The 23,816-nt window shown below is 70.0% G+C and carries 13 protein-coding genes; 5 read left to right on the plus strand and 8 right to left on the minus strand.

The window, feature by feature from the left end; genetic code table 11:
- Positions 1-454 precede the first annotated feature (454 nt).
- Positions 455-1,678, plus strand: coding sequence for an IS701 family transposase (locus AMYNI_RS0100330; RefSeq protein WP_020665959.1), 1,224 nt, complete (start codon positions 455-457; stop codon positions 1,676-1,678).
- A 70-nt stretch (positions 1,679-1,748) separates the two neighbouring features.
- On the opposite strand, the gene AMYNI_RS0100335 is transcribed toward AMYNI_RS0100330, so the two are convergent.
- Positions 1,749-3,713 carry a helix-turn-helix domain-containing protein gene (locus AMYNI_RS0100335; protein WP_020665960.1) on the minus strand — a complete coding sequence of 655 codons (1,965 nt, stop codon included), beginning with the start codon at positions 3,711-3,713 and terminating at the stop codon, positions 1,749-1,751.
- Between the two features lie 178 nt (positions 3,714-3,891).
- Here AMYNI_RS0100335 and AMYNI_RS43170 point away from each other — a divergent pair, with 178 nt between their 5' ends.
- Complete coding sequence (locus AMYNI_RS43170; RefSeq protein WP_020665961.1) at positions 3,892-4,662, plus strand: methyltransferase domain-containing protein; 771 nt, start codon at positions 3,892-3,894, stop codon at positions 4,660-4,662.
- A gap of 176 nt (positions 4,663-4,838) precedes the next feature.
- Here AMYNI_RS43170 and AMYNI_RS0100345 read toward each other — a convergent pair whose 3' ends face one another.
- From AMYNI_RS0100345 to AMYNI_RS0100365, 5 genes are read right to left on the minus strand one after another with little or no spacing between them, the layout of a single operon-like run.
- Positions 4,839-6,236 (minus strand): nitrosuccinate lyase, encoded by a 1,398-nt coding sequence (locus AMYNI_RS0100345; RefSeq protein ID WP_040406312.1) that lies wholly within the window; start codon positions 6,234-6,236, stop codon positions 4,839-4,841.
- 8 nt (positions 6,237-6,244) lie between these two features.
- Positions 6,245-8,185, minus strand: a complete 1,941-nt coding sequence (locus AMYNI_RS0100350) for an FAD/NAD(P)-binding protein (RefSeq protein WP_281170349.1) — start codon at positions 8,183-8,185, stop codon at positions 6,245-6,247.
- A gap of 17 nt (positions 8,186-8,202) precedes the next feature.
- Positions 8,203-9,414: an FAD-dependent monooxygenase gene (locus AMYNI_RS0100355; RefSeq protein WP_020665964.1), complete on the minus strand. Its 1,212-nt coding sequence runs from the start codon at positions 9,412-9,414 to the stop codon at positions 8,203-8,205.
- Complete coding sequence (locus AMYNI_RS0100360; RefSeq protein ID WP_020665965.1) at positions 9,402-10,982, minus strand: class I adenylate-forming enzyme family protein; 1,581 nt, start codon at positions 10,980-10,982, stop codon at positions 9,402-9,404. The genes AMYNI_RS0100355 and AMYNI_RS0100360 overlap by 13 nt, the downstream gene beginning before the upstream one ends.
- A 51-nt stretch (positions 10,983-11,033) precedes the next feature.
- Positions 11,034-11,576 carry an SRPBCC family protein gene (locus AMYNI_RS0100365; protein ID WP_020665966.1) on the minus strand — a complete coding sequence of 181 codons (543 nt, stop codon included), beginning with the start codon at positions 11,574-11,576 and terminating at the stop codon, positions 11,034-11,036.
- Positions 11,577-11,759: 183 nt separating this feature from the next.
- On the opposite strand from AMYNI_RS0100365, the gene AMYNI_RS0100370 reads away from it, so the two are divergent.
- Positions 11,760-12,767, plus strand: coding sequence for an NADPH:quinone reductase (locus AMYNI_RS0100370; RefSeq protein WP_020665967.1), 1,008 nt, complete (start codon positions 11,760-11,762; stop codon positions 12,765-12,767).
- Complete coding sequence (gene asnB / locus AMYNI_RS0100375; RefSeq protein ID WP_020665968.1) at positions 12,764-14,620, plus strand: asparagine synthase (glutamine-hydrolyzing); 1,857 nt, start codon at positions 12,764-12,766, stop codon at positions 14,618-14,620. Before AMYNI_RS0100370 ends, asnB begins: the two co-directional genes overlap by 4 nt.
- Here the strand turns inward: asnB and AMYNI_RS0100380 are convergent.
- Positions 14,617-15,990: a KamA family radical SAM protein gene (locus tag AMYNI_RS0100380; RefSeq protein ID WP_026359894.1), complete on the minus strand. Its 1,374-nt coding sequence runs from the start codon at positions 15,988-15,990 to the stop codon at positions 14,617-14,619. The two genes, asnB and AMYNI_RS0100380, sit on opposite strands and share 4 nt — an antisense overlap.
- Before the next feature lie 225 nt (positions 15,991-16,215).
- Between AMYNI_RS0100380 and AMYNI_RS0100385 the strand changes: the two genes are divergently transcribed.
- Positions 16,216-20,217, plus strand: coding sequence for a Pls/PosA family non-ribosomal peptide synthetase (locus AMYNI_RS0100385; protein ID WP_020665970.1), 4,002 nt, complete (start codon positions 16,216-16,218; stop codon positions 20,215-20,217).
- A gap of 22 nt (positions 20,218-20,239) precedes the next feature.
- Here AMYNI_RS0100385 and AMYNI_RS47695 read toward each other — a convergent pair whose 3' ends face one another.
- A complete protein-coding gene (locus tag AMYNI_RS47695; RefSeq protein WP_020665971.1) occupies positions 20,240-23,803 on the minus strand; it encodes a DNA topoisomerase (ATP-hydrolyzing) in 3,564 nt (1,187 codons plus the stop codon).
- Positions 23,804-23,816: the final 13 nt, after the last annotated feature.

The following is a 23,816-nucleotide window of genomic DNA, read 5'->3' on the forward strand; positions in this document are numbered from 1 at the left end:
CACCGTAGCAGTGGTCACCGACACTGACTATCAGTGACGATGACCGGGTCGACGCCCCCGTTTTTCCGGCATCCGGCGGAACACCGACCGCTGAACCACGGGCAACCGTCCTGTTAAATCCTCGTTTCGCGCCGCCGTGAAACAAACGGAACTTTTACGTCCATAGTGGACTGAAAAGACACCGGGCCGGATGTGGACACCTCGACGTCACCACCGTGACGTGTTCCGGCTACTCCCGCAGAAGGCGGTTTTGCGGCTGCTTCGCGGATTCCGCGCCCGGTGAACATCGTTTTGCGTGACGACGAGGACACGGTGCGCTTCCCCCCGTGGCCCGACCACCACCCCGGCCCAAAGGCGGGTGTTCCGCACACCTAGGCATGGGACCCTCGACCTAGCACGGTAGAGGAGTAGTTCTTACTGGGGTTGTCTAGCTATCTGGGGATGAGAGGCACCTATGAGTGGTGTTGCATCGTGTTCGGGGGACTTACGCACGCTGACCACATCCACCTACCGCGGGGTCAACGACGGCGCGCTGGCCGAGCTGTGCTCGGCACTGTTCGCCTCGCTGCCCCGCAGCGACCAGCGCAAGAAGGGAATCGAGTACATCCGCGGCCTGCTGGAGACCAACGGCCGCAAATCCATCCGGAACATCGCCGCCCTGCTCGGCGGGCAGGCCACCGAACAGAGCCTGCACCACTTCATCAGCAGCTCCACCTGGGACTGGGACCCGGTTCGCCGGGTGCTGGCGCACTACGTCGCGCGCAGCACGCAGCCGCAGGCATGGGTGGTGCGGCCGATGGTGATCCCGAAGGCCGGCCAGCACTCGGTCGGGGTCGACAAGCGGTTCTTCTCCACCCTCGGCCAGGTGCGCAACGCGCAGCAGGCGGTCGGGGTCTGGGCCGCGTCGGACGAGGTGAGCTGCCCGGTGAACTGGCGGCTGCACCTGCCCAAGGCATGGCTGGACGACGCTCCCCGTCGCAGCCGCGCCTCGATCCCGGACGAGATGGGCGCCGAGACCCTCGGCGACTGCGCGCTCGAGGCCTACCTCGGGATGGCCGCGCGGACGGAGCTGCCGGTCCGCCCGGTGGTGATGGACGCCCGTGAGGCCGACGTGATGAAGACGGTCCGGAAGCTACGGGCCGCCGGGGTGCCGATGTTGCTGCGGGTCAGCAACACGCTCCGGCTCAAGGTGGCCGATCCCGCACTGCCGGGGCACAGCGCCGACGCCCTGCCCGCGGACCAGATCATGGGCGCGGCCAAGGATCTGCGCCGTCCGGCGATGTGGACCGGTGGCTATCCGCGGGAGGCACTGCGGACCAGCCTCGCCGCCACCGTGCGGGTCCGGATGCCCAACCCGTTGCAGAACCAGAACCCCGGCCAGGCCATGCGCCACGGTGAACTGGTCCTGCTGGGCGCGTCGGAGAACGGCGCGAACTGGCCGGCCGAACTGTGGCTCACCGACATGGTGGCCGCGCAACCGGACGGCCTGCTGCGGTTGAGCAGGCTGATCCGGCGGGTCGACCGCGACTTCACCGCGATCGCCGACCAGGTCGGCATCCGTGACTTCGCGGGTCGTTCGTACAGCGGCTGGCACCGGCACGCCACCCTCGCCTCCGCCGCGCACGCGGTGCTGGCGCTGGGACAGGCGACCGGCCGGGAGATGAACTACGTCTCCTAGGGGGTGCCCCGGTGCACGCCTCTCCGCCTACTGGCGGAAGGCGTGCACCGGGGTCGGCCACCCGGCTCGTCTACGTGTCGTAGTCGGCAGCGGACACCTGGTCACCGGGCTGCGGGAGCGGGCGCTCCAGCAGCACGCGCCGGATCCGGGAAAGCCGCAGCGCCAGGTGGATGTCCAGCGCGCGATCGGGTTTCTGCCACTGCGGTCCGAGCAGCTCGCTGATCCGTTCCAACCGTCTGGCCACGGTATTGGGGTGCACGTGCAGCTTTTCGGCCGCGTACGTCGGGCTGGCGCCGACCTCGAAGTAGGCGTCGAGGGTGCGTGCCAGCTCGGTGAACCGCTCGCGGTCGTAGTCGAGCACCGGGCCGATCGCGGACTCGATGAACCCTTCGACGTCGGGGGTGTGCGACAGCAGCAGGCCGAGGAAACCCAGCTCGCTCGCCGAAGCGGACCGTCCTTTGGCACCGAGCGCGGTTATCGCGTCAAGGCAGCGCAAAGCCTCCTGGTAGGTGTGCGGGACCGCATCGGGTCCGGTCACCGGGCCCGCACCCGCCACCGTGACCGGGGCACCGACCAGCGGCTCGAGCTCCGCGAGCAGCGCCCGCGCGGCGGCGGCCGCGTCCGTGCCCGGCAGCAGGAACACCGTCATGTCGTGCTGCGTTGTCTTGATCCCGTTGCCGCGGTAGGCGTACGAGCACGCCCAGATCCCCATCTTGCCGCGGGGTTTGCCCTCCGGCCTGGCGACCACCACCACATGCGGCTTGTCCAGGTCATAGCCGAGCCGGCGGGCCCGCTTGCCGAGCTGGTCCCCTGGCCGGTGTGGCAGGGTCAGCATGTCGTTCATCAGCTCTTCACGGACCTGGCCCGCCGCGTCCTCGGTCTTGCTGGTGCGCAGCAACAGCAGCACCGCGGCCGCCTGGGTGATCAGCCGGACCAGCTCCAGGTCCCGGTCGGTGAGCTCGCGGCGCGGGAACAGCACCAGCGTGCCGAGGTCGTCGTCGCCGGCCACGATCGGCGCCACCCACAGGCCGTCGTCCAGCGGGACCGGTTCGCGCGCGGCGTGCGCCTCCATGGTGGCGACCACGACCGCGGTCTTGTCGAACTCGGTCACCTCGCCGGCGCTGGTGAGCACCGTGCCGTTGTCCGCGGTGATCTGCAGCGCGCCGCCGAGCCGCTTGCTCGCCTCTTCGGCCAGCGCGTCCAGGTCACCGCCGCTGAGCACCAGCTCGAACAGCCGGTTGTGGTTGTCGCTGAGCTCCCGCACGTTCTTCAGCCCGGCTTCGGCCTGCGAGACGTGCTGTTTCAGCCCGGAGGCCACGGCCATCGTCTGGTCCAGCAGCCTGGCCTTCTTGATCGCCACCCCGGCGAGGTCGCCGAGCGAGCTCATCAGGGACCGCTCGTCCGCGGTGAAGTGCCGGACCTTCCGGTCCGCGACGTAGAGGATGCCGAACGGCCGGGTGCCGTAGCTCAGCGGCACCGCCATGATCGCGTGCAGGCCCTCGGCCCGGACCACCCTGTCGATCGCCTCGCTGTGCTGGATCCGTTCGTCGGTCAGGTAGTCCGGGGTCCAGATCGGCGCCGGGTCGGCCAGCACGGCGTTGCCGAGGCCGGACTCGGGCGGCAGCCGGAGCCCCACGTTCAGCGTCGAGGTGTGCCCGTCGGAGGTGTGCACGTAGAAGAACCCGTGTTCCTCGTCCGGCAGGCTGATGTAGGACATGTCGCTGGCGAGCAGCATCCTGGCCCGCCTGGTGATCACCTTGAGCAGCGTGTCCAGGTTGTTCGACGTGGCCAGATCGCGCGCGGTGTCCACCAGCGCGGAAAGCCCCGCCTCGCGCCGCTGCCTGCGGTCCAGTCTCGAATAGACACTCAGGCCAAGCCTTTTGGCCCGCTCCAGCGCCTCCAGCTCGGCGACCGTCGCGCCCTTCTGGCTCGCCTCCGACACGACCGTGTCGAAACGGTCCAACGGTGCTTCACTCGCCAGTAGCTCCAGCACCGCGATCACGTCGGACTCGGCCCACGGCCCGTTTGGCGACACGGTACCCCCCAGTTTCCGTTCCGCGGCTATCGGGAAGTTACGCATCCCCCAGGAGGGGAGTCAACAACATCCGTTTCCCAAATTACGCCGCCGATGGCCTTCCTACCCACCCAATACTTGAGGGAGAGTGATGCCGGTCGTCGCGACCTGCGTCGACTCTCTATCGAACCCTCTGAGGATGCGCGTGTCGATCGTCCGGAACTACCTGCGTTCGCTCGAACGCAGTAACGAAGCGCTGACCAGGGCCGATCGCCCTGCCACCTTCACCATGCAAGAGCGGGTTTGGGATCTGCTTCCCGAGGTGTTCGCCCCCGTCTTCTCCCCCACCACCGGGTTTTCCCTGCAGTTGCTCGGGCTCACCGGCCCGGGGACCGCGCCGCGCACCGGTTCGCTGCTGGAGATCGGTTGCGGCACCGGGATCATCGCGGTGTCCGGTGCGCTGGCAGGCTGCGACCGGGTGGTGGCCACCGACATCAGCCCGGCAGCGGTGCGGAACGCGGCGATGAACGCGGCGCGGCACGGGGTCGACGACCGGGTACGGGCGGTGCGCAGCGACCTGTTCGACGCGCTCGACGAGGGCGAACGCTTCGACACGATCTACTGGCACTCCAACTATGTGCTGGCACCGGCGGACTACCAGTACCGCACCATGCACGAGCGCGGCTACGTGGACGCGGGATACGCGACGCACCGCCGTTTCCTGGCCGAGGCGCCGCGCTGGCTCAACCCAGGCGGCTCGGTCCTGCTGCACTTCAGCACCCGCGGCGACCTGGTGGAACTGCTGCGGATCGCCGGCGAGTGCGGCCGGGCGCTGCGCGGGCTGCGCAGCATCCCCAGCCAGGAGGGCGACGACCTGGTGGACCACCTGCTGATCGAGGTGACCGCGGTCGCGCCGGAGCGGGCGGTACCGGCCTGGGACCTGGCCGACGCCAACTGCGGGTCCCGCTGACACCTTTTACCGGATTCAGCGACGGACTGGTCCATCCGTGCCAAAGACTGCTCCGGTCGAGTGAAGTTTCCCGTTCTGGTGCCGATTCCCGCAGATGTAGCGCCAAGTGCGGGAATGTGCACCGGAAAACCCCGGCAGATATGTGTCCGATGTAGACAGATAGCGCCCGTCCGCCATTACCGGCCGGTACGCTGCGCCCGGTCCACCAGCGCACCGGCGGCACCGGTGTACCCGGCCGGATCGCACAACCCGGCCAGTTCCGCCGCGTCGAACTGGCCGGCCAGCTCGGGGGTCTCGGCGAGCACCTCGTGCAGCGGCCTGCCGGTGGCCTGCACCGTGCCCGACGCGGTGCTCAGCAGCTTCTTCGCGGCGGCTTTCCCGATCCGCGGGGCGAGCACGGCCGCGATCCGCTCGGACACGATCTGGCTGCCGGTGATGCCGAGGTTGACCGCCATCCGGTCCGCCCGCACCTCCAGCCCCTCGGCCAGCTCGACCGCGGTGTGCGCGGCACCGCCGGCCAGCCGCAGGCATTCCCGCAGCGGCTGCCATTCCGCGTGCCATGCCCCGGCCGAACGCTCGTCCTCGGCGACAAGGCACTGGGTCAGCCCGGCCGCGAGCACCGGCACCTGCATCGCCGCGGTGCGGATCAAGGTGGCCAGCACCGGGTTGCGCTTGTGCGGCATCGCCGAGGAGCCACCCCGGCCGTCCACCGCGGGCTCGGCCACCTCGCCGGTCTCGGTCCTGGTCAGCGACTGCACGTCGATGGCGATCTTGCCGAGCGCCCCGGCGGTGAAGGCCAGCGCCGAGCCGAGATCGGCGATCGGGGTGCGCAGCACGTGCCACGGCAGGCCGGGCCGGATCAGCCCGATCTCCTCGGCGAAAGCGGCGACCAGCTGGTCCAGATAGCCGTCGAGGTCCTCCGCACCGGCGAGCCGGGCGTACTCCAGGTAGCCGGCCAGTGTGCCGGCCGCGCCGCCGAGCGAGACCGGCAGGCCGTGCTCGAGCACCTCGCCGAGGCGCCGGTCGGCGTCGACCACCAGCTGCCGCCAGCCCGCCGCCTTGAGCCCGAACGTGGTGGGCACCGCCTGCAACGCCAGGGTGCGGCCCGCCATCACGGTGTCGCGGTGCTCCTCGGCGAGCCCGGCCAGCGCGGTGGCCGTGCGGTCCAGATCCGCCCTGATCAGCCGCAGCGCGTTGGCCGCCACCAGCATCGCGCCGGTGTCGAACACGTCCTGGCTGGTCGAACCGCGGTGCACGTACTCCGCGGCGCCGGTGCCCTCGGTGTCCGCCGCGGCCACCACGCGGGTGAACGCCTGCACCAGTCCCACCACCGGGTTCGCCGTCTCGCGGGAGGCGATGGCCAGCTCGCGCAGGTCGAGCCGGTCCGCATGGGCGGCCGAGGTGATCACCGCGGCTGCCTCCGCCGGCACCGTGCCCAGCCGGGCCTGTGCCCTGGACAGCGCTGCCTCGGCGTCCAGCATGGCCTGGACCCAGGCCAGGTCGGAGACCGCGGCCTCCACCGGAGTGCCGGCGCGGACCGGGGACAGCAGCCCCGTGTCCAGCAGCGCGTCCATCGGTTCGGTCACACGATCACCCCACTGAGGTCGGTTTCGGTGGCCGCCGGCCGTGCTCCGGCCTGCGGCAGCGCGAGCACGGCACGGGCGATCGCATCCGAGTCACCGAGGGTCACCGAGTCCACCCCGGGGCGGATCCCCGCCGCGGTCACCCAGTGCACGGACTCCGTGGGCACACCATAGGCGAACCGCCGCGGGTGGGCGCGGCCCCGGCGGTCGAGCAGCCGGTTGGGCCGCGGCGTCACCGCGAGCCCGCCGGTCTCGTAGCTGATCCCGCAGTCGCCGGGCACCCGGTAGGGCGTGCACTGCTCGGTGTCCAGCAGGTGCCGCAGCAGCGGGTCGCCGGTGCGGCGCAGGTCCGGCTCGGGCAGCCGCGCCTCGATCAGCACCTTCGACCGCACCGCCGGGCCGGGCACCAGGTTGGACTCGGCGACGAAGTCGCGCCCGGCGGGGTCGATGCGGATCACCGTGCCGGGCCCGGTCAGCTCCAGCACCCCGGCTTCCACCAGCGCGATCATCTGCTCGATCCGGGCGGCCGGCGGCCCGATGGACAGGTACGCGTTGAGCGGGGTGTACCAGCCCTCCAGCTCGTCGCGATGCGAGGTGCCCTCCAGTCCGCCGTGGTCCACCGCGAGCCGGATCTCGTTGCGCAGGTCCCGCAGCACGTCCAGGGCCGCCTTGAGCGGGCCGCTCAGGTTGCCGGCCCTGGCCTGGTCGATGTCCCGCGCCAGGTAGGCCAGCAGCCAGGACCGGAAGTCCGCCCGGTCGGTGAACACGCGCCCGCGGTAGGGCCGGGCGATCCGGTCCCAGTCCCAGCGGTCGGCGGCGTCGATCCGGTACTCGTCCAGCAACGGCGCCGATTCCACTTCGGACAAACCTAGGTAACGGTCCAGAAAGGACTCCCGCTCGTCGCCACGGCCCAGCGAAGCCAGCAGGGTGCTGTAGTAGACCCCCTCCACCTCCCTGGTGATCAACGGCCAGAGCTGGGTGGCGAACCGGACGCGCTCGCCGTCCTCGGCCTGCCGGCGCAGCCCGGCGATGAGCTCCGGGGTGAGCAGCCGGGGAAAGTACCGGCCGAACGCGCCCTTCTCGTTCTCACCGCGCGCCTGGTAGGGCACCCCGCGCCGCGAGCTCGCGCACAGCAGCGGCTCCCGCCCGGACGGCCGGTAGACCAGACGGCCGTCCTCGCGCAGGTACGAACCGCCCCTGCCCTCGGTGAACAGCGCCATGTGGTCGAAGAAGTTCAGTCCGAGCCCGCGCAGCAGCACGGTCTGCCCCGGCTCGATCCCGGTCAGGTCTAGGTCGGCCGGGTTGGCCGGCGGGAGGTAGATGAGCCGGTGGGTCCTGGCCAGGCTCGCGGTCTTCTGCTGCCTGCTGGTCAGCCTGGCCGGCAGGTGGCCCTGCGCCAGCACCACCGCGTCCACTTCGTTGAGCCGGGTGCCGTTCTCCAGCCGGATTCCCTGCGGCCCGCCGGGCACGCCGTACGCGTCGACCAGCGCCACCGCCCGCGACCGGTGCACCGCGACCTCGACGTGCCCCGGCGCCCGCGCCACCACCCGGCGGAAGGCGTCCCGCAGGTAGGACCCGTAGAACGCGCGGCTCGGGTAGTCGTCCGGCCCGATCGCCCTCGCCTCGGCCAGCGTCGCCTGCTCGTAGTCGCCGAGCGGGCCGAGCAGCGCCAGCCCCTTCGCCCATTCGAACAGGCTCGGGCCCGGCTCGACCGGCCCGTCGATCTGGCTGCTGCGGTCGGTGTAGACGGTGATCTGGCAGGCCACCGTGTTCATCAGCAGATGGCGTGGCTGCTCGGTGCGCCAGACCGCGCCCGCACCCGGGGCGGCCGGGTCGATCACGTGCACCAGCACCGCCGGATGCGACGGCGCCGTCCGCTCGGCGGCACACAGACGCTCCACTATGGACAGCCCACGTGGACCGGCCCCGACAATGGCCACTTCGAATTTCGACGCGCTCAACCCGCCACCCCCTGCGGTGCAGTTCCCTCCACGGCAGGGCCGAAGTCCCTGGCGCCGTGCATCCAGGCTACCCGGTCGTGCAGTTCGGTCGCCGAGAACGCGGACAGCATCGCGTTCCTGGCCACCGCGGCCGCACCGGCCGGATGCCACAATTTCGTACTCTCCCTGGCAATGTGCTGCATTCTCGCGGTGCGTTCCCGCCTTCCGACGTTGTACAACCGGAAACGGAGGCCGAACTCCGCCGGCGGGCAGGCGAGCAAGTCGCCGAGGAACACCGCGTCCTCCAGGCTCTGGCAGGCGCCCTGCGCGGCGTAGTGCAGCATCGGATGCGCCGCGTCGCCGAGCAGGGTGACCCGTCCGTCGGTCCAGCCGGGCACCGGGTCCCGGTCGATCAGCACCCAGGACCGCCAGTCCGCGCCGAGGGCCAGCAGCCGCCGCGCGGCGGCACCCAGCGGGGTGAACGCGTCCAGCACCTGCTCGGCCGACACCGGAACGTCGGCGAACTCCTCGGTGACCCCGTTCTCGATGCTCGGCGCCAGGTTCAGGTACGCCCCGCCGCCGATCGGGTAGTGCACGAAGTGCCGGCCCGGGCCCGCCCACCAGGTGACCCTGTTCCAGCGCAGCCGTTCGGGCACCCGCGCCATCGGGATCACCGAGCGGAACACGGTGATGCCCGCGACCCGCGGTGGGCCGTCGCCGACCAGCTGGCGCCGGATCGCCGAGTGCACCCCGTCCGCGCCGATCAGCGCGTCCCCGGTGACCCGCTCCCCGGTGTCCAGCACCGCCGTCGCGCTCCGGCCGTCCTGTCGGTAGCCGGTGGCGCGGCAACCGGGGCGCAGTTCGATGTCCGCCCTGGCGCGGCAGGCCCGCAGCAGCAGTCGGTAGAGGTCCCCGCGGTGGGCGACCACATACGGGTTGCCGAAGCGGCGGCGGTACGCCCCGGTGAGCGGCATGCTCACCACGTGCCGCCCGGTGACCCCGTCCATGAACCGGAGCTCGTCGATGTGCACCGCGGACTCGCGCACCCGGTCGCCGAGGCCGAGCCGGTCCAGCGCGTGGATACCGTTCGGCGCGAGCTGCATGCCCGCACCCAGCTCGGCGAAGGCGGCTTCACGTTCGAGCACCACCACCCGGTGGCCCTGCCGGGTGATCGCGAGCGCGGCGGCGAGCCCGCCGATCCCGCCGCCGACCACGATCACCCTGGCCACGACCGCGCCCCGTCCCGCTCGGCCAGCAGCCTGGCCAGCTCGAGTCTCCTGGTCTTGGTGGTGGCGGTCCGCGGCAGGTCGGCCAGCCGCAACCGCACCGGCTCGGCCATCGCGGGCATGCCCGCCGTCGCGGCCCGCCAGGCGGCCTGGTCCAGCGGCCGGTCGTCCCTGGTGCACACCACCGGCACCGGCACACCGTCCCGGTCGGGCACGATGATCACCTCGGTCAGCTCCGCCAGCCTGAGGAACAACCTGTCCTCCACCGCCAGCGTGCTGCCGAAGCCGGGGATCAGGTCAACCTCGCGGTCGAGCAGGTGCAGGCAGCCCCATCGGGTGCGGTAGCCGAGATCGCCCATCCGCCACCAGCCGCCGTCGGCCTGGCGCTCGTAGCGCTCCCGCTCACCGAGGTAGACCGGGATCCGCCCGTCGGTGCGCACCTCGATGTGCCCCGGCGCGGACGCCGATGGCGGCTCGCCGTCCCGGCTCACCACCCGGACACCGGTCATCCCGGGGAACGGGAAGCCGACGCAGCGCCCGTCGGCCGACGGCGACCGGCGGCGGGTGAACACCCGGCCTACCACCGGCCCCACCTCGCTCTGCCCGTACAGCTGCGCGAAAACCGGCGCCCGGCGGCGCGTCGCGCCGAGCATGGTCCGCACGGTTCTCGGGTGGATGGCGTCGAAGGTGCTGCTGAAGTACTTCACGTTGGCCAGCGGCTCCCGCGGGTCCGCGGCCAGCCGCTCCCAGCGCAGGAAGGTGTTGGGGTGGGCTTCCAGCACGCCGGGACGCAGCCGTGCGAAGAGCGCCGCGACCCGCTCCGGCTCGTCGTCGGCCAGCACGAGCAGCGGAAAACCGCGGGACAGCGCGATAGCCAGCGCGGTGACCAGCCGCGAATGCACGAAGGACACGTGGACGGCCACCGTCTCGCGTCGGCGGACCAGCGCGGCCACCGCCGCTTGCGGGCGGTAGCGGGCGCCGAAGGTGCGGCCGGTGTGCACGGCCAGCTTCGGCGTGCCGGTGGTGCCGGAGGTGTGCGTGACCAGTACCGGCTCCTCCGGCGGCGGGGTCACCGCGGCGACCCTGGGTGCGCCGGCCAGCGAGCGCAGCTCGACGCAGCCGGCATGGCTGCCCGAGGTGAGCAGCACCTTCGCCGCGAGTTCGAGCACCACCGGCGGCAGCTCGTGCGCCAGCTTCGCCTGGTCGGTCACCAGATGCGGCCTGCCGACCCGGCGCATCAGTTCGACGACGGTGGCACCGTCCAGCTTCGGCGACAGCAGCACCGGGACCGCGCCGATCCTGGCCACCGCGCATTCGAGCAGGGTGATGTCGAAGCCATCGCTCTTGTGCACGACCACCTGCTCGCCGGGGCGCACCCCGGCCGCCCACAGCCGCGCGGCGAACTCGTCCACCAGGTCCGCGAGCCGGCGCACGGTGGACCGGCGGCCCAGCTCAGGGGCGATGTCCAGGTCGTGGTCGAGGGTCACCAGGTTCCCGGGATGCTTCGCGGCCGCGCGCTCGAACAACGTGCCCAGCCGGATACCGCGATTTCCGATGCGCTGGAGGAACATTCCTCACCCTCTCGCCGACTACTTGCCGACGACTTGCCGGCGACTTGCGGATCAGTTCCGCTCGGCCACGTTCTTGACGCGCCGCACCGTTGCCGCGAGATCCCTTTCCACCTTTGCCGCCCATTCCGCGAAGAACTTCCGCCTGAGGTCACCGTCCATTTCCGCCGTTATGGTGCGAATGCCTTCGGTGGGCTGGTCCATCTGGAAGCGATGGCTCAGCACAACGCCCGCATTGTCCGGTTCGATCGTGAACGACCAGACGCTGTCCTGTCTCCGGCCGGCGCTGTCGCGCATCGCCCAGCCGAAGCTGCGTCCTGGCTCGGCCGTCACGATTTCGGCCTCGGTGTACCAGGTGCCGCGGACGACCGGCGCCCAGGACACCACCTCCGCGGCCCGCCGGTTCTCACCGCGGAACACCGCGCCCACGGTGCCCGGCCTGCCGGCCACCCATTCGCCGCCGGTGCATTCCGCGCTCCACTCGCCGCTGCGGGCAAGATCACTGACCAGCGCGTACACCCTTTGCGAGGTGGCCGAAACGTGCGTTTCCGCCTGGAGCCGGAACAGCGCCGTACTCGCCGTACCGATTTCGCTCATGGCCGAAATCCTCCAGAGCGGCCCCCGCCCAGGTCAAAAGTGACCAGCTGGGTACGTCAAGTTACCCTCTGAAGCGAATGCCGCCGGACGGTAATCCCGGAGCGGCTACTACGAATGCGTGAACGTGACGTATCCGCCGGTGATTCATCTACTTCCAGTCGCGCCACTGCGAGAATTCCCGTCATGCGTGCCGCCTACGTCGAACACCTCGGCCCGCCAGGGAACATCCGCTACGGCGACCTGCCCGCGCCGCGGCCGGGTCCCACCGACGTGCTGGTCGACGTCGCCTTCACCACGGTCAACCCGGTGGACACCTTCGTCCGCTCCGGGACCTTCCAGACCGCGGTCGACTTCCCGTTCGTGATCGGCCGGGACCTGACCGGCACGGTGGTCTCGGCCGGTCCCGGCGCCCCCGGCTTCTCCCCCGGCGACCCGGTGTGGGCCAACAGCCTCGGGCACGGCGGCCGCCAGGGCGCCGCCGCCGAGCAGGCCGTGGTCCCCGCTGACCGGCTGTATCCCCTGCCGGCCGGGGTCCCGCCGGTGGAGGCGGTGGCGATGGTGCATCCGGCGGCCACCGCCTACCTGGCCCTGTTCACCCACGGCCGGGTGCGCGCCGGCGACACCGTGCTGATCGGCGGTGCCGCCGGGAACGTCGGCGGGGCACTGGTCGTGCTGGCCGCCGAGGCAGGCGCGCGGGTGATCGCCACCGCGAGCGCCGGGGACGCGCCGTACTGCCGTGCCCTCGGTGCAGCCGAAGTGCTGGACTACCACGATCCCGAACTCCCCCAGCACGTCCGGCAGCTCTGCCCGCGCGGGATCGACGCGCTGGTGGACACCTCCGGCCGCAACGACCTGGAGCAGGCGGTCGGGCTGCTCGCCTTCCGCGGCCGGATCGTGCTGCTCGCCGGGGCGGGTTCCCGGCCGGTGCTGCCGGCCGGGCCGCTCTACACGCAGGATCGGTCGATCCTCGGCTTCGCCATCTCCAACGCCACCAGCACCGAGCTCGCCGAGGCGGCCCGCGCCATCAACCGCCTGCTCAGCGCCGGGCTGCTGCGCCCGAGAAAGGTGGAAACCCTGCCGTTGAGCGAAGCGGTCGAAGCGCACCGGCGGCTGGAGCGAGGCGAACCGGGCGGCACCAGGGTCGTGCTGCGGGTCCACCCGGCACAGGCGGGCACACCATGTGCGGAATGACCGGCTGGGTCGGTTTCCGCCACGACCTGACCCGCCACCAGGACACCCTCGCCGCGATGAACGCCACCATGGCCTGCCGCGGGCCGGACGACGAGGGCAGCTGGACTTCCCCGCACGCCGCGCTCGCGCACCGCCGGTTGTCGATCATCGACCTCGACGGCGGGCACCAGCCGATGGTCGCGGGCACCGGCACTCTCGGCACCGATAATCCCGCCGCGGTGCTCGTCTACACCGGCGAGATCTACAACTTCCGGGAGCTGCGTGCCGAGCTGCGCGGCCGCGGCCACCGGTTCCGCACCGAAAGCGACACCGAGGTGGTGCTGCGGTCCTATTTGGAATGGGGCGAACGCTGCGCCGAACGCTTCAACGGCATGTACGCCTTCGCGATCTGGGACGTGCGCGAAGAGGAGCTGCTCCTCGTGCGCGACCGGATGGGCGTGAAACCGCTGTACTACTACCCCACCGAGGACGGGGTGCTGTTCGGCTCCGAGCCCAAGGCCATCCTCGCCCACCCGCAGGCGCCGGCGGTGGTGGACGCGGACGGGCTGCGCGAGATCTTCAGCGTGGTGCAGACCCCGGGGCACGCCGTTTTCCGCGGCATGCACCAGGTCCGGCCCGGCACCATGGTGCGGGTCTCCCGACGTGGCCTGCGCGAGACCCGGTACTGGCGGCTCGTCGCCCGGGAGCACACCGACGACCTCGCGACCACCATCGGCACCGTGCGCGAGCTGCTCGAGGACATCATCGAGCGTCAGCTGTTCGCGGACGTGCCGGTGGGCACGCTGCTCTCCGGCGGGCTCGACTCGAGCGCGGTCACCGCACTGGCCATGCAGAAGCTGACCGAGCAGGGCGCCCCGGATCCGCTGCGCGCGTTCTCGGTCGACTTCTCCGGGCACGGTTCGCGGTTCCGGCCCAACATCCAGTGGGAGGACCCGGACACCCCGTTCGCGGTCGAGGTGGCCGCGTTCACCGGCGCGGAGCACGTCACCGTGCTGCTGGACAACGCCGACCTGCTGGACACCGAGGTGCGCCGGGCGGTGCTGCGCGCGCAGGACCTGCCGATCTCCACCGGGGACATGGAGTACTCGCTGTACCTGCTGTGCAAGGAACTGCGCAAGCAGGTCAAGGTGGCACTTTCCGGCGAGGCGGCCGACGAGCTCTTCGGCGGCTACACCTGGTTCCACGAGCCGGACGCGGTCAAGACGGCCTGTTTTCCTTGGCACAGCCCGTTCCGGGGCGGTGGCGGCATCGACACCCTGCGGCTGATCGGGCTGTGGGACCGGCTGGACCTGACCGGCTACGTCGAACAGCGCTACGCCGAAGCGCTGGCCGAGGTGCCCAGGCTCGACGGCGAGACCGGCCACGAGGCCAGGATGCGCGAGCTCGGCTACCTGAACCTGACCCGCTGGGAGACCTTCCTGCTGGACCGCAAGGACCGGATGAGCATGGCGGCGGGCCTGGAGGTCCGGGTGCCCTTCTGCGACCACCGGCTGGTGGAGTACGTGTTCAACACCCCATGGTCGATGAAGAACTTCGACGGGCGCGAGAAGAGCCTGCTCCGCGCCGCCGTCCGGGACCTGCTGCCGAAATCGGTGCTGGACCGCAAGAAGAGCCCGTATCCGTCCACACAGGACACACGATACGAGCGGGAGCTGCGCCGCCGGCTCGAAGGCATCATCACCGCGGACGCGCCGGTGCTGCAACTGGTGCCGGAGGCCGACCTCCGCAAACTGCTGGCGGTCCCCGAAGGCGGCTACCGGGTCGGTGGCCTGTGGACCGCGCGCTCGATCCCCGAGCGGCTGCTGGAGTTCAACGCGTGGGTGACCGAGTACGGCGTCCGGGTCGAGCTCTAGCGGTGCCGCTCGGCCCACCACCGCTGCCCTGACGCGGGCAGCGTCTGGATCGGGTCGTAGTAGGGGTAGTGCCGGTGCAGCGCGTGGGAATCGTCCTGTTCGATACCGGTTCGGTAGTTTTTGGTCCAGTAGGAGATGCCTTTTTCGCGGTTGTAGTCGGTGAGTTGGTGGACCCAGCGTTTGCCGACGTAGGGGACGTCGCAGACGATGCGGGGGGTGGCGTAGCCGGGGAGGTAGCCCATGATGGCGTGTTGGAGTTCTTGGGCTTCGTGGACGGCGACGCGCCAGTGTTCGGCGTTGGGGATCATGTCGCACATGTAGAAGTAGTAGGGCAGGATGCCTGCTTCGCCTTGGAGTGCGAAGCAGAGGTCGAGCAGTTGTGCGGGGGTGGCGTTGACGCCGCGCATGAGCACGCCTTGGTTGCGGACATCACGCACGCCGACATCCAGGGCCGTACGGGCGGCCTCGGCCACGAGCGGGGTGACGGACTGGGCGTGGTTGACGTGGGTGTGGATCGCCAGATTCACCCCGCGCCGCCGGGCCGTGCCAGCCACCCTGGCCAGCCCCTCGACCACCTTGGGTTGCAGCCAGTGCTGCGGCAGCCCGGCGAGCGCCTTGCTCGCCAACCGCAGATCGCGGATCGAGTCGAGATCCAGCAGCCGCATCAGGAACGATTCGAGCTGGTGCCACGGCACGTTCGCGACATCACCACCGGAGACGACCACGTCCCGCACCCCCGGCGTGCGGGTCAGATAGTCGATCATCCGGTCCTGCCGGTCGGCAGGGCGGAGCGTGAGCCGGTGTTTCGCCACCGCGGGCGTTGAGTTGCCGACGAGGTCCATCCGGGTGCAGTGCCCGCAGTACTGGGGGCAGGTGGACAGCAGCTCGGCCAGCACCTTGGTCGGATACCGGTGAGTCAGCCCCTCGGCGACCCACATCTCGGCCTCGTGCAGCGAATCCCGCTCCGAATGCGGATGACTCGGCCACACCGGGTCGCGGTCGCTGCGCACCGGGAGCATGTACCGGCGGATGGGATCGGCGTAGAACGCCTCGGTCACCTTCTGCGGATCCGACCCCGCATCCGGCGCCATCGTGTTCACCATCTGCGGCGGCAACAACATCGACATCGTCGCCATCTCACGCTGATCCGCCACCAAATCCTCGTAAAACCGCTCCTCCAGCAAATCCCCCATCAACACCCGCAACTGCTTGACGTTCCGCACACAGTGCACCCGCTGCCACTGCGCATCACACCACTCCGCCGCCGACACCGCCGACCATCCCGGAAAACGACGCCAATCGGGTTCCTCCAGTTCCTGGCGAAGGTAAACATACGGTTGCTTGCCCGGTAAACCGATCTTTGCGGACATGATGGCGAAGCTACAACACGACGGGAGATCAATTCCGCACTGTCACCGCGATAGCGGCATAGCATCGGTCGATCGCGCCGAAGTATGACACAGACGACGCAGATGCCTGTGCCGTACAGCCCACAACTTTCGCGGGTTTCCCCGTTTCGGCCGCGGGCTATCGTCATAAGACGAACTTCCTCGCCTGGCGCGAAATAGGAAGCCAGCTGAAAAAAAGGAGGATCCGTGCGGAGTCTGCGCAGCGCGGAAATCGATGCCGGCACCGATCGCGAACCGGACCCGGACGACTGGGAGACCTGCCTGAACGAGCTTTTCGAGTCCCAAGTGGACAAAACTCCGGACGCGGTCGCCCTGGTGTGCGGCGACCTTTCCCTGACCTACGCCGAGCTCGACCGAAGATCGAGCAGGCTCGCACACCTGCTGCGCCGCCACGGTGCCGGGCCGGGAAAGTTCGTCGCGATCTATTTCGAGCGCTCGGAACTGCCGATAGTCGCGATTCTGGCCTGCCACAAGTCGGGCGCCGCCTATCTGCCGATCGATCCCGCCTACCCGAGTGACCGAATCAGGTACATCGTCGGCGAGTTGGGGCTTTCGGCCTGCTTGACCGAATTGTCACTCGCCGCTTCCGCCGCCGACTTCTTCGCCGGCACTGCATTGCTCGTGGTGGACGACGACGATCCGGCGCCCGAACGGTTGCCGGAAACCCGCATCGGTCGCACGGAAACCGGAGCCTCGCCGCGGGACCTGGCCTACGTCATCTACACCTCCGGGACGACCGGCCGTCCCAAAGGAGTCATGACCGAGCACCAGCACGTCACCCGGTTCGTGCGGGCGTTCAACGAAGCCTGCGGCACCACCGCCGAAGACCGCGTCTACCAGGGCTTCTCACTGGGCTTCGACGGTTCGGTGGAGGAGATCTGGATGGCCTTCTCGAACGGCTCCACCCTGGTCGTGCCCACCCGCGACGCGCCGCGCCTCGGTGACGAGCTCGCCGGCTACCTGAACGACCTCGCGATCAGCTACTTCTCCACGGTGCCGACCCTGCTGTCCACCCTGCCGGACGTGCCCAGCCTGCGCACCGTCGTGCTCAGCGGCGAGGTCTGCCGCCCGGAACTGGTGAGCCGCTGGGCCAGGCCGGACCTGCGGATCCTCAACGTCTACGGGCCGACCGAGGCGACCGTCAACACCACCGTCGCCGAATGCGAGCCCGGCAGGCAGGTCACCATCGGCACCCCGCTGCCCGGCTACCGGCTGCGCATCGTCGACGAGGCGCTGCGCCCGGTGCTCCCCGGCCAGGCCGGGGAACTGCTGATCAGCGGGAACACCTTGGCGCGCGGCTATTTCAACCAGCCGCAGACCACCAGGGAACGGTTCCTGACCGCGGCGGACCTCGGCGAGCCCGGCGACACGCGCTACTACCGCACCGGCGACCTGGTCCGCTGGAACGAGCACGGCGAGCTCGAGTTCCACGGCAGGCTGGACGGCCAGGTCAAGATCCGGGGCTACCGGGTGGAGCTGGCCGAGATCGAGTCCGTGCTGCAGGAGTACCCGCGGATCGCCTCGGCGAGCGTCGCACTGGTGGAACGCGACGGCCTGCAGGAGCTGGCGGCGTACGTGACCGCGCGGGCCCACCCGCTGGACCGGGCGGAGATCCTCGCCCTGCTGGAAACCCGGCTGCCGGAGTACATGCTGCCCGGCTTTCTCGACGTGCTCACCGAACTGCCCCGCACCACCAGCGGGAAGGTGGACCGGAAACGGCTGCCGCCCCCGGAGACGCCGCTGGTCCGGGCATCAGGGACCTCGGTGGCACCGGTGGCCCCGGAGACCGGGCTGGAACGGGTCATCGCCGAAGTGTGGAGCGGTGTGCTCGCGATGCCGGTGCGCTCGATCGAAGACGACTTCTTCCTCGCGCTCGGCGGCCACTCCCTGCTCGCGGCCAGGGCCGCCACGAAACTACGGGAACAGACCGGTTTCGGCGTCACGGTGCGCGACCTCTACCAGTTCAGCACGGTCCGCCAGCTCGCCCGCCACCTCGAGTCGGTTGAGCCGTCCTCCCCGGCCGCAGCGCCAGAGCAGACCGATGACCGGCCGGGCACCACGGCAGCCGAAACAGCGTACCGCGGCACTTCCCGGGCCGAACGCGGGTTCACCACGGCGGTCCAGGCCTGCTCGGTGTACCTGCTGTCCGCACCGGTGGCGATCCCGCTGGCCGCGGTGTTCCTGCTCGGCCTCGGCTGGGTGCGGGGCACCGTGTCGACCGGCGAGTTCCTCGGCTGGCTGCTGCTGGTCACCGTGCTCACCTGGCCCGCGCTGCTCCTGCTGTCGGTGGCCGCCAAATGGCTCCTGATCGGCCGCTATCGGCCCGGCGAGCACCGGCTGTGGGGCTCCTACTACCTGCGCTGGTGGCTGACCGAGCGGATCGGCGCGCTCGCCGGGGTCGCCGCGCTGAGCGGAACCCCGGTGCTGCCGCTCTACTACCGCCTGATGGGCGCGCGGGTCGGCGCGCGCTGCACGCTGGACACGGTGCACTGCTCGGCCTGGGACCTGGTGTCCATCGGCGCGGACACCAGCATCGGCGCGAGCACCCAGCTGCTGGGCTACCGCATCGAAGACGGCATGCTCCGGCTCGGCCGGGTGGACATCGGCGACCGCTGCTTCGTCGGCATCCACTCCGCGCTCGGGCTGGGCGTCCGGCTGGAGGACGACGCGCGGCTGGAGGACCAGACGCTGCTGCCGGACTCGGCCACCGTGCCCGCCGGCGAAGGCCGCCGTGGTTCCCCCGCGCGCGAAGCGGAACTCCTGCTGCCAGACGCCGCACCACCCCAGAGCCGTCGGCGGCGGGTGCTGTTCGGGCTCGCCCACCTGCTCGCCACCCAGCTCAGCACCGTCGTGCTGATTCCCTTGCCCGCCACCGCTTTCCTGCTCCTGGTCTGGTTCCTCTACCAGACTGGCGGGCCGGTCGCCGGCACCGCGTTCACGCTGCTCTCGGTCCCGCTCGACGTGGTGGTGTTCTGCGCCTACCTGGCGCTGTTGAAAAGAGCGGTGTCGGCGTCGGTGAAACCGGGCACGTTCGGAGTGCTCAGCGGCGCGTACTTCCGGAAATGGCTCGCCGACGGGATCATGTCCACCGCCAGGACGCTGCTCCTGCCCGTCTACACCACCGTCTACCTGCCGCCGCTGCTCCGGCTGATGGGCGCGAAAATCGGGCGCGGCGCGGAGATCTCCACCGTCTGGAGCTTCGCCCCGGAGCTGATCGACGTGGCCGGGCAGAGCTTCTTCGCGGACGGCTCCATCGTCGGCGGCAGGCGGACCCACCGCGGCAGCTGCGAGATCGCGGTCAACCGGATCGGGCACCGCAGCTTCGTCGGCAACGGCGCGATCGTGCCGGTCGGCGCCCGCCTCGGCGACCACTGCCTGCTCGGGGTGCAGTCCATCCCGCCAGCCGACAAGGCCGGCGTGCCGGACGGCACCGAATGGCTTGGCTCGCCGTCGTTCGCGCTCACCCACCGGGTCAAGGTCGGCGGCTTCGGGGAAACGGTCACCTTCTCACCGACCCGCCGGCTGTACCTCCAGCGCGCGGTGATCGACGGGCTGCGCGTGCTGATCCCGTTCTACCTGCTCCTGTTCGCCGCCGCGCTGACCACCGGTGCGCTGCTGCTGTTGCACGAACAGGCCGGCACCGCGGTGATGCTGGCCGTCGCTCCCCTGCTCGGTTTCGCGTCCGCGTTCTGCGCGGCGCTGGTGGTGCCGGTGCTGAAGAAGGCCGTGATGGGCACCTACCGGCCGGAGATCAAACCGCTCTGGTCGAAGTACGTCTGGCTCAACGAAATGATCAACGGCTGCTACGAGTCGGTGCTGGCGCCGGTGCTGCTGCCGCTGCTGGGCACCCCGTTCGCGGCGGGACCACTGCGCCTGATGGGCTGCCGGATCGGCCGGCGCAGCTACCTGGGCAGCACCCTGTTCTCCGAGTTCGACCTGGTCGAGATCGGCGACTACGCCGCGCTCAACCACGGTGCCGTGGTGCAGAACCACCTCTTCGAGGACCGGATCTTCAAGTCCGACGCGCTCAAGATCGGGGACGGCGCCTCGGTCGGCAACATGAGCGTGGTGCTCTACGACACCGAGATCGAACCCGGTGCCGTGGTCGGCCCGCTTTCCCTTCTGATGAAAGGCGAAACCCTGCGCCCCCGCACCCGCTGGCACGGCATCCCCACCCAACCCGCTTAACCCCGCTAGTGCCTTATGCGGGTCAGCCGCGTTCGATGAGGTGGCCGACCACGTCCGGGCCGGGGTGCGCCGCGCCGGAGCCGTCCCGGCGCGGGTCCGGCTCGGGCAGCTCCACCGGGTCGCCGGTCTTGGTGGCACCGGCCGGGCGCGGCCCGATCCAGCCCACCACGAGCCCGGTCTCGCCCTTGAGGAACCGGTGCGCGCGCACCCCGCCGGTCGCCCGGCCCTTCGCCGGATACTCGCTGAACGGGGTCATCTTCACGCTCACGCCGGTGGCGGTCACCACCATCGGCTCGCCGTGCTCCTCGTCGTCGGTGCGGACCGCGCCGAAGAACACCACCTTGGCGTCGCCGCTTAGGTTGATCCCGGCCATCCCGCCGCTCTTGAGCCCCTGCGGCCGCACCAGCGACGCCGGGTACCGCAGCAGCGACGCCTCGCTGGACAGGAATGTCAGCGTCTCGGTGCCATCGGTCAGCCAGGTCGCGCCGATCACCTCGTCGGAGTCCTTGAGCCCGATCACCTCGAACTCGTCCGAACGGACCGGCCACTCCGGCGAGCAGACCTTCACCACCCCGTGCCGGGTGCCCAGCGCGAGGCCGGGGGAACCGGCCGCCTGCTCACCGAGCGGCGCCAGGCCCAGCACCCGCTCCCCCTTCTCCAGCGGAACCAGCTCGCGCGCGGCCATCCCGCCGCGCAGCGACACCGTGCCCGCCTGTTCGGGCAGCACCGGCAGCGGCAGCACGTCGGTCTTGAACGCGCGCCCGCGGTTGGTGATCAGCAGCACCTGGCCGCGGGCGGTCGAGTGCGCCACCGCCGCGACCGCGTCGTGCTTGACCCGGCCGTTGCGGCGCCGTGCTTCGGACGCCTCTTCCGACTCCGCTGCCGTTCTCGCGATCAGGCCGGTGGCGGACATGATCACCTGGCACGGGTCGTCGGTGACCTCCAGCGGGCCCGCCGGCTTGGACGCGGCCAGCACCTCCTTGAGGTCCCCGTCGATCAGCGCGGTGCGCCGCTCGGTCGGGAACTCCTTGGCGATCTTGGCCAGTTCGCTGGACACGAGCTTCTTCAGCACCGAGTCGTCGTCCAGGATCTTCGTCAGCTCCTCGATCTCGGCGCGCAGCTTGTCCTGCTCCGCCTCCAGTTCGAGCTTGTCGTACTTGGTGAGCCGCCGCAGCGGGGTGTCCAGGATGTAGGCCGCCTGGATCTCGGACAGCTTGAACTGCGTCATCAAGCCCTCCTTGGCGGCCTGCGCGTTCTCGCTGCCCCGGATCAGCTTGATCACCTTGTCGATGTTGAGCAGCGCCTTGAGCAGGCCCTCGACTAGGTGCAGGCGTTCCTCGCGCTTGCGGCGCCGGTAGCGGGTCCGGCGCACGACGACCTCGTACCGGTGTTCGAGGAAGACCTCGAGCAGCGCCTTCAGGCCCAGCGTCTGCGGCTGCCCGCCGACCAGCACCAGGTTGTTGATGCCGAAGGACTGTTCCAGCGGGGTGAGCCGGTAGAGATCGGCCAGCAGTGCCTGCGGGTTCACCCCGACCTTGCACTCGATCACCAGCCGCGTGCCGTTCTCCCGGTCGGTGAGGTCCTTGACGTCCGCGATCCCGGTCAGCCGCTTGGACTTGTTGACCTCGTCGGTGATCTTCTCGATGATCTTCTCCGGGCCGACCCCGTAGGGCAACTCGCTGACCGTGATGGCCTGCCTGCCGCGGCTGCCCTCCAGCGGCCCGGTCTCCACCTTGGCGCGCATCCGGACCACACCGCGGCCGGTCTCGTATGCCTTGCGGACCTCGTCCAGGCCGAGCAGCATGCCGCCGGTGGGCAGGTCCGGCCCCGGCACGAACTCCATCAGCTTGTCCAGCGTGGCACCGGGATGCGTGATCAGCCAGCGCGCCGCGGCGATCACCTCGCCGAGGTTGTGCGGGATCATGTTGGTGGCCATCCCGACCGCGATCCCGGAGGTCCCGTTCACCAGCAGGTTCGGGAACGCCGCCGGCAGCACCGTTGGCTCCTCCAGCGACCCGTCGTAGTTGGGCCGGAAATCGACGGTCTCCTCGCCCAGCTCGCCGACCAGCAGCATCGCTTCCCGCGACATTCTCGCTTCTGTATAACGGCTCGCCGCCGGTCCATCGTCTGGGGACCCAAAATTTCCGTGCCCGTCGACCAGCGGCACGTTCAGCGAAAAGTCCTGAGCCAGCCGGACCATCGCGTCATAAATGGCCGTATCGCCGTGCGGATGGTATTTGCCCATGCAGTTGTGCACGACAAAGCCTTCGGCGACGAAGGCGTGCTCCTCGCTGCCAACCTGGATGTCGTAGGTGGTGTCGGGATCGACCTTCTCCACCGACTCGACCTTCAGAAAAGCCAAACCGGACAACGCATCCAGGCGCGCCGCCATCGGGGAACCGACAGGGTGCGGTTGTTGCGCCGAACTCGCGGTGATTCGCCGCAGGCCGTCCTGTTTGTAGTCGATCTTGCTCCAGCGGAGCAGTGCGGCGGCTAGGACTGCGGCGTCGCCTCCGGACACGGACAAGCCATACAGCGACTTGCGGGGTCCTTCATGCTCTTGGGCCCAGTGGTGACCGTGCAGCCCCAGGTCGGCCAGCATCGCGTACAACTGCCTGATCAGCAGGCTGCTGGTGCTCACCAGCACGATTTCGCGGTTCTTCTGCCGGACATAACCGTCGCCGTCGAAGAAACCGGCCAGGAACGGCAGCCACGCGGACCGGTCCGCCAGCACACCGGACGGCACACTCTTCTTGTCACTGAGCGGAGTCGTCGCCTCCAGCAGGCCGGGATGCCGGGCGAAGGTGAGGATGTGCTGATCACGATGCTTCGGGTTCTTCGCCTCCCGTTTCCCGCGCGAAACGGTCACGTCGTTCGCGATCGCCCAACCATGCGCGGCATCGATCGGCCCGGTGTCGCACATGTGCAGGCGCACCCGGCCGTCGGCCTCCCGTTTCCGGTCCACCGCGAAGCCCTCGGCGACCAGCAGGCCCAGCAGGTAGGGGTAGAAGTCCCCGCCGTCCTGCCGCAACCCGTCGTGGCGGCCACTGCCGTGGCCGACGGTGAGCTGACCGGCGAGATCCCGCGCGTCGGTCCAGCCGACGGTGAAGTCCTCGTTCACCGTGCGGAACCGCTGGCCGGGGGTCACCAGCATGGTGTGCCCGTTCGACCAGGTCACCCGCACCAGCTCCGACACCGGGTTCTCGTACACCTCGGTCACCGGGACGGCCTGCCCCTGCCCGTCCAGCACCCGCTCGCCGATCTCGATCTCTTCGATCGGGCGCAGGCCGCTCGGCGTCGAAACCAAGGTGCCTCGGACGAAGCAGTCGCCGACCACGCGGGAGGACTTCACGTAGGCGTGGGTGGGGCGGTAACCCTGCTCGTTCATCGAGAACAGGATGCGGCGGTGCACCGGCTTGAGGCCGTCGCGGGCGTCCGGCAGGGCGCGGGAGTGGATGACCGAATAGGCGTACTCCAGATAGGAGTCCTCGATCTCGGTCTTGACCGAGTTGTCGAAGACCTGTGCGCCCGCCTGGTCGAAGGCGGTGGGATCGACCCTGGTCTGCGGGGCCTTTCGGCGTGCCATGCTCTGTGCTCTC

The organism is Amycolatopsis nigrescens CSC17Ta-90 (assembly GCF_000384315.1).
GTDB classification, from domain to species: Bacteria; Actinomycetota; Actinomycetes; order Mycobacteriales; family Pseudonocardiaceae; genus Amycolatopsis; species Amycolatopsis nigrescens.

Coding starts and splice junctions, on each gene's coding strand:
- AMYNI_RS0100330 (WP_020665959.1), top strand. CDS start 455: ATGAGTGGTGTTGCATCGTGTTCGGGGGACTTACGCACGCTGACCACA.
- AMYNI_RS0100345 (WP_040406312.1), bottom strand. CDS start 6,236: ATGGACGCGCTGCTGGACACGGGGCTGCTGTCCCCGGTCCGCGCCGGC.
- AMYNI_RS47695 (WP_020665971.1), bottom strand. CDS start 23,803: ATGGCACGCCGAAAGGCCCCGCAGACCAGGGTCGATCCCACCGCCTTC.
- asnB (WP_020665968.1), top strand. CDS start 12,764: ATGACCGGCTGGGTCGGTTTCCGCCACGACCTGACCCGCCACCAGGAC.
- AMYNI_RS0100380 (WP_026359894.1), bottom strand. CDS start 15,990: ATGTCCGCAAAGATCGGTTTACCGGGCAAGCAACCGTATGTTTACCTT.
- AMYNI_RS0100365 (WP_020665966.1), bottom strand. CDS start 11,576: ATGAGCGAAATCGGTACGGCGAGTACGGCGCTGTTCCGGCTCCAGGCG.
- AMYNI_RS43170 (WP_020665961.1), top strand. CDS start 3,892: ATGCGCGTGTCGATCGTCCGGAACTACCTGCGTTCGCTCGAACGCAGT.
- AMYNI_RS0100370 (WP_020665967.1), top strand. CDS start 11,760: ATGCGTGCCGCCTACGTCGAACACCTCGGCCCGCCAGGGAACATCCGC.
- AMYNI_RS0100360 (WP_020665965.1), bottom strand. CDS start 10,982: ATGTTCCTCCAGCGCATCGGAAATCGCGGTATCCGGCTGGGCACGTTG.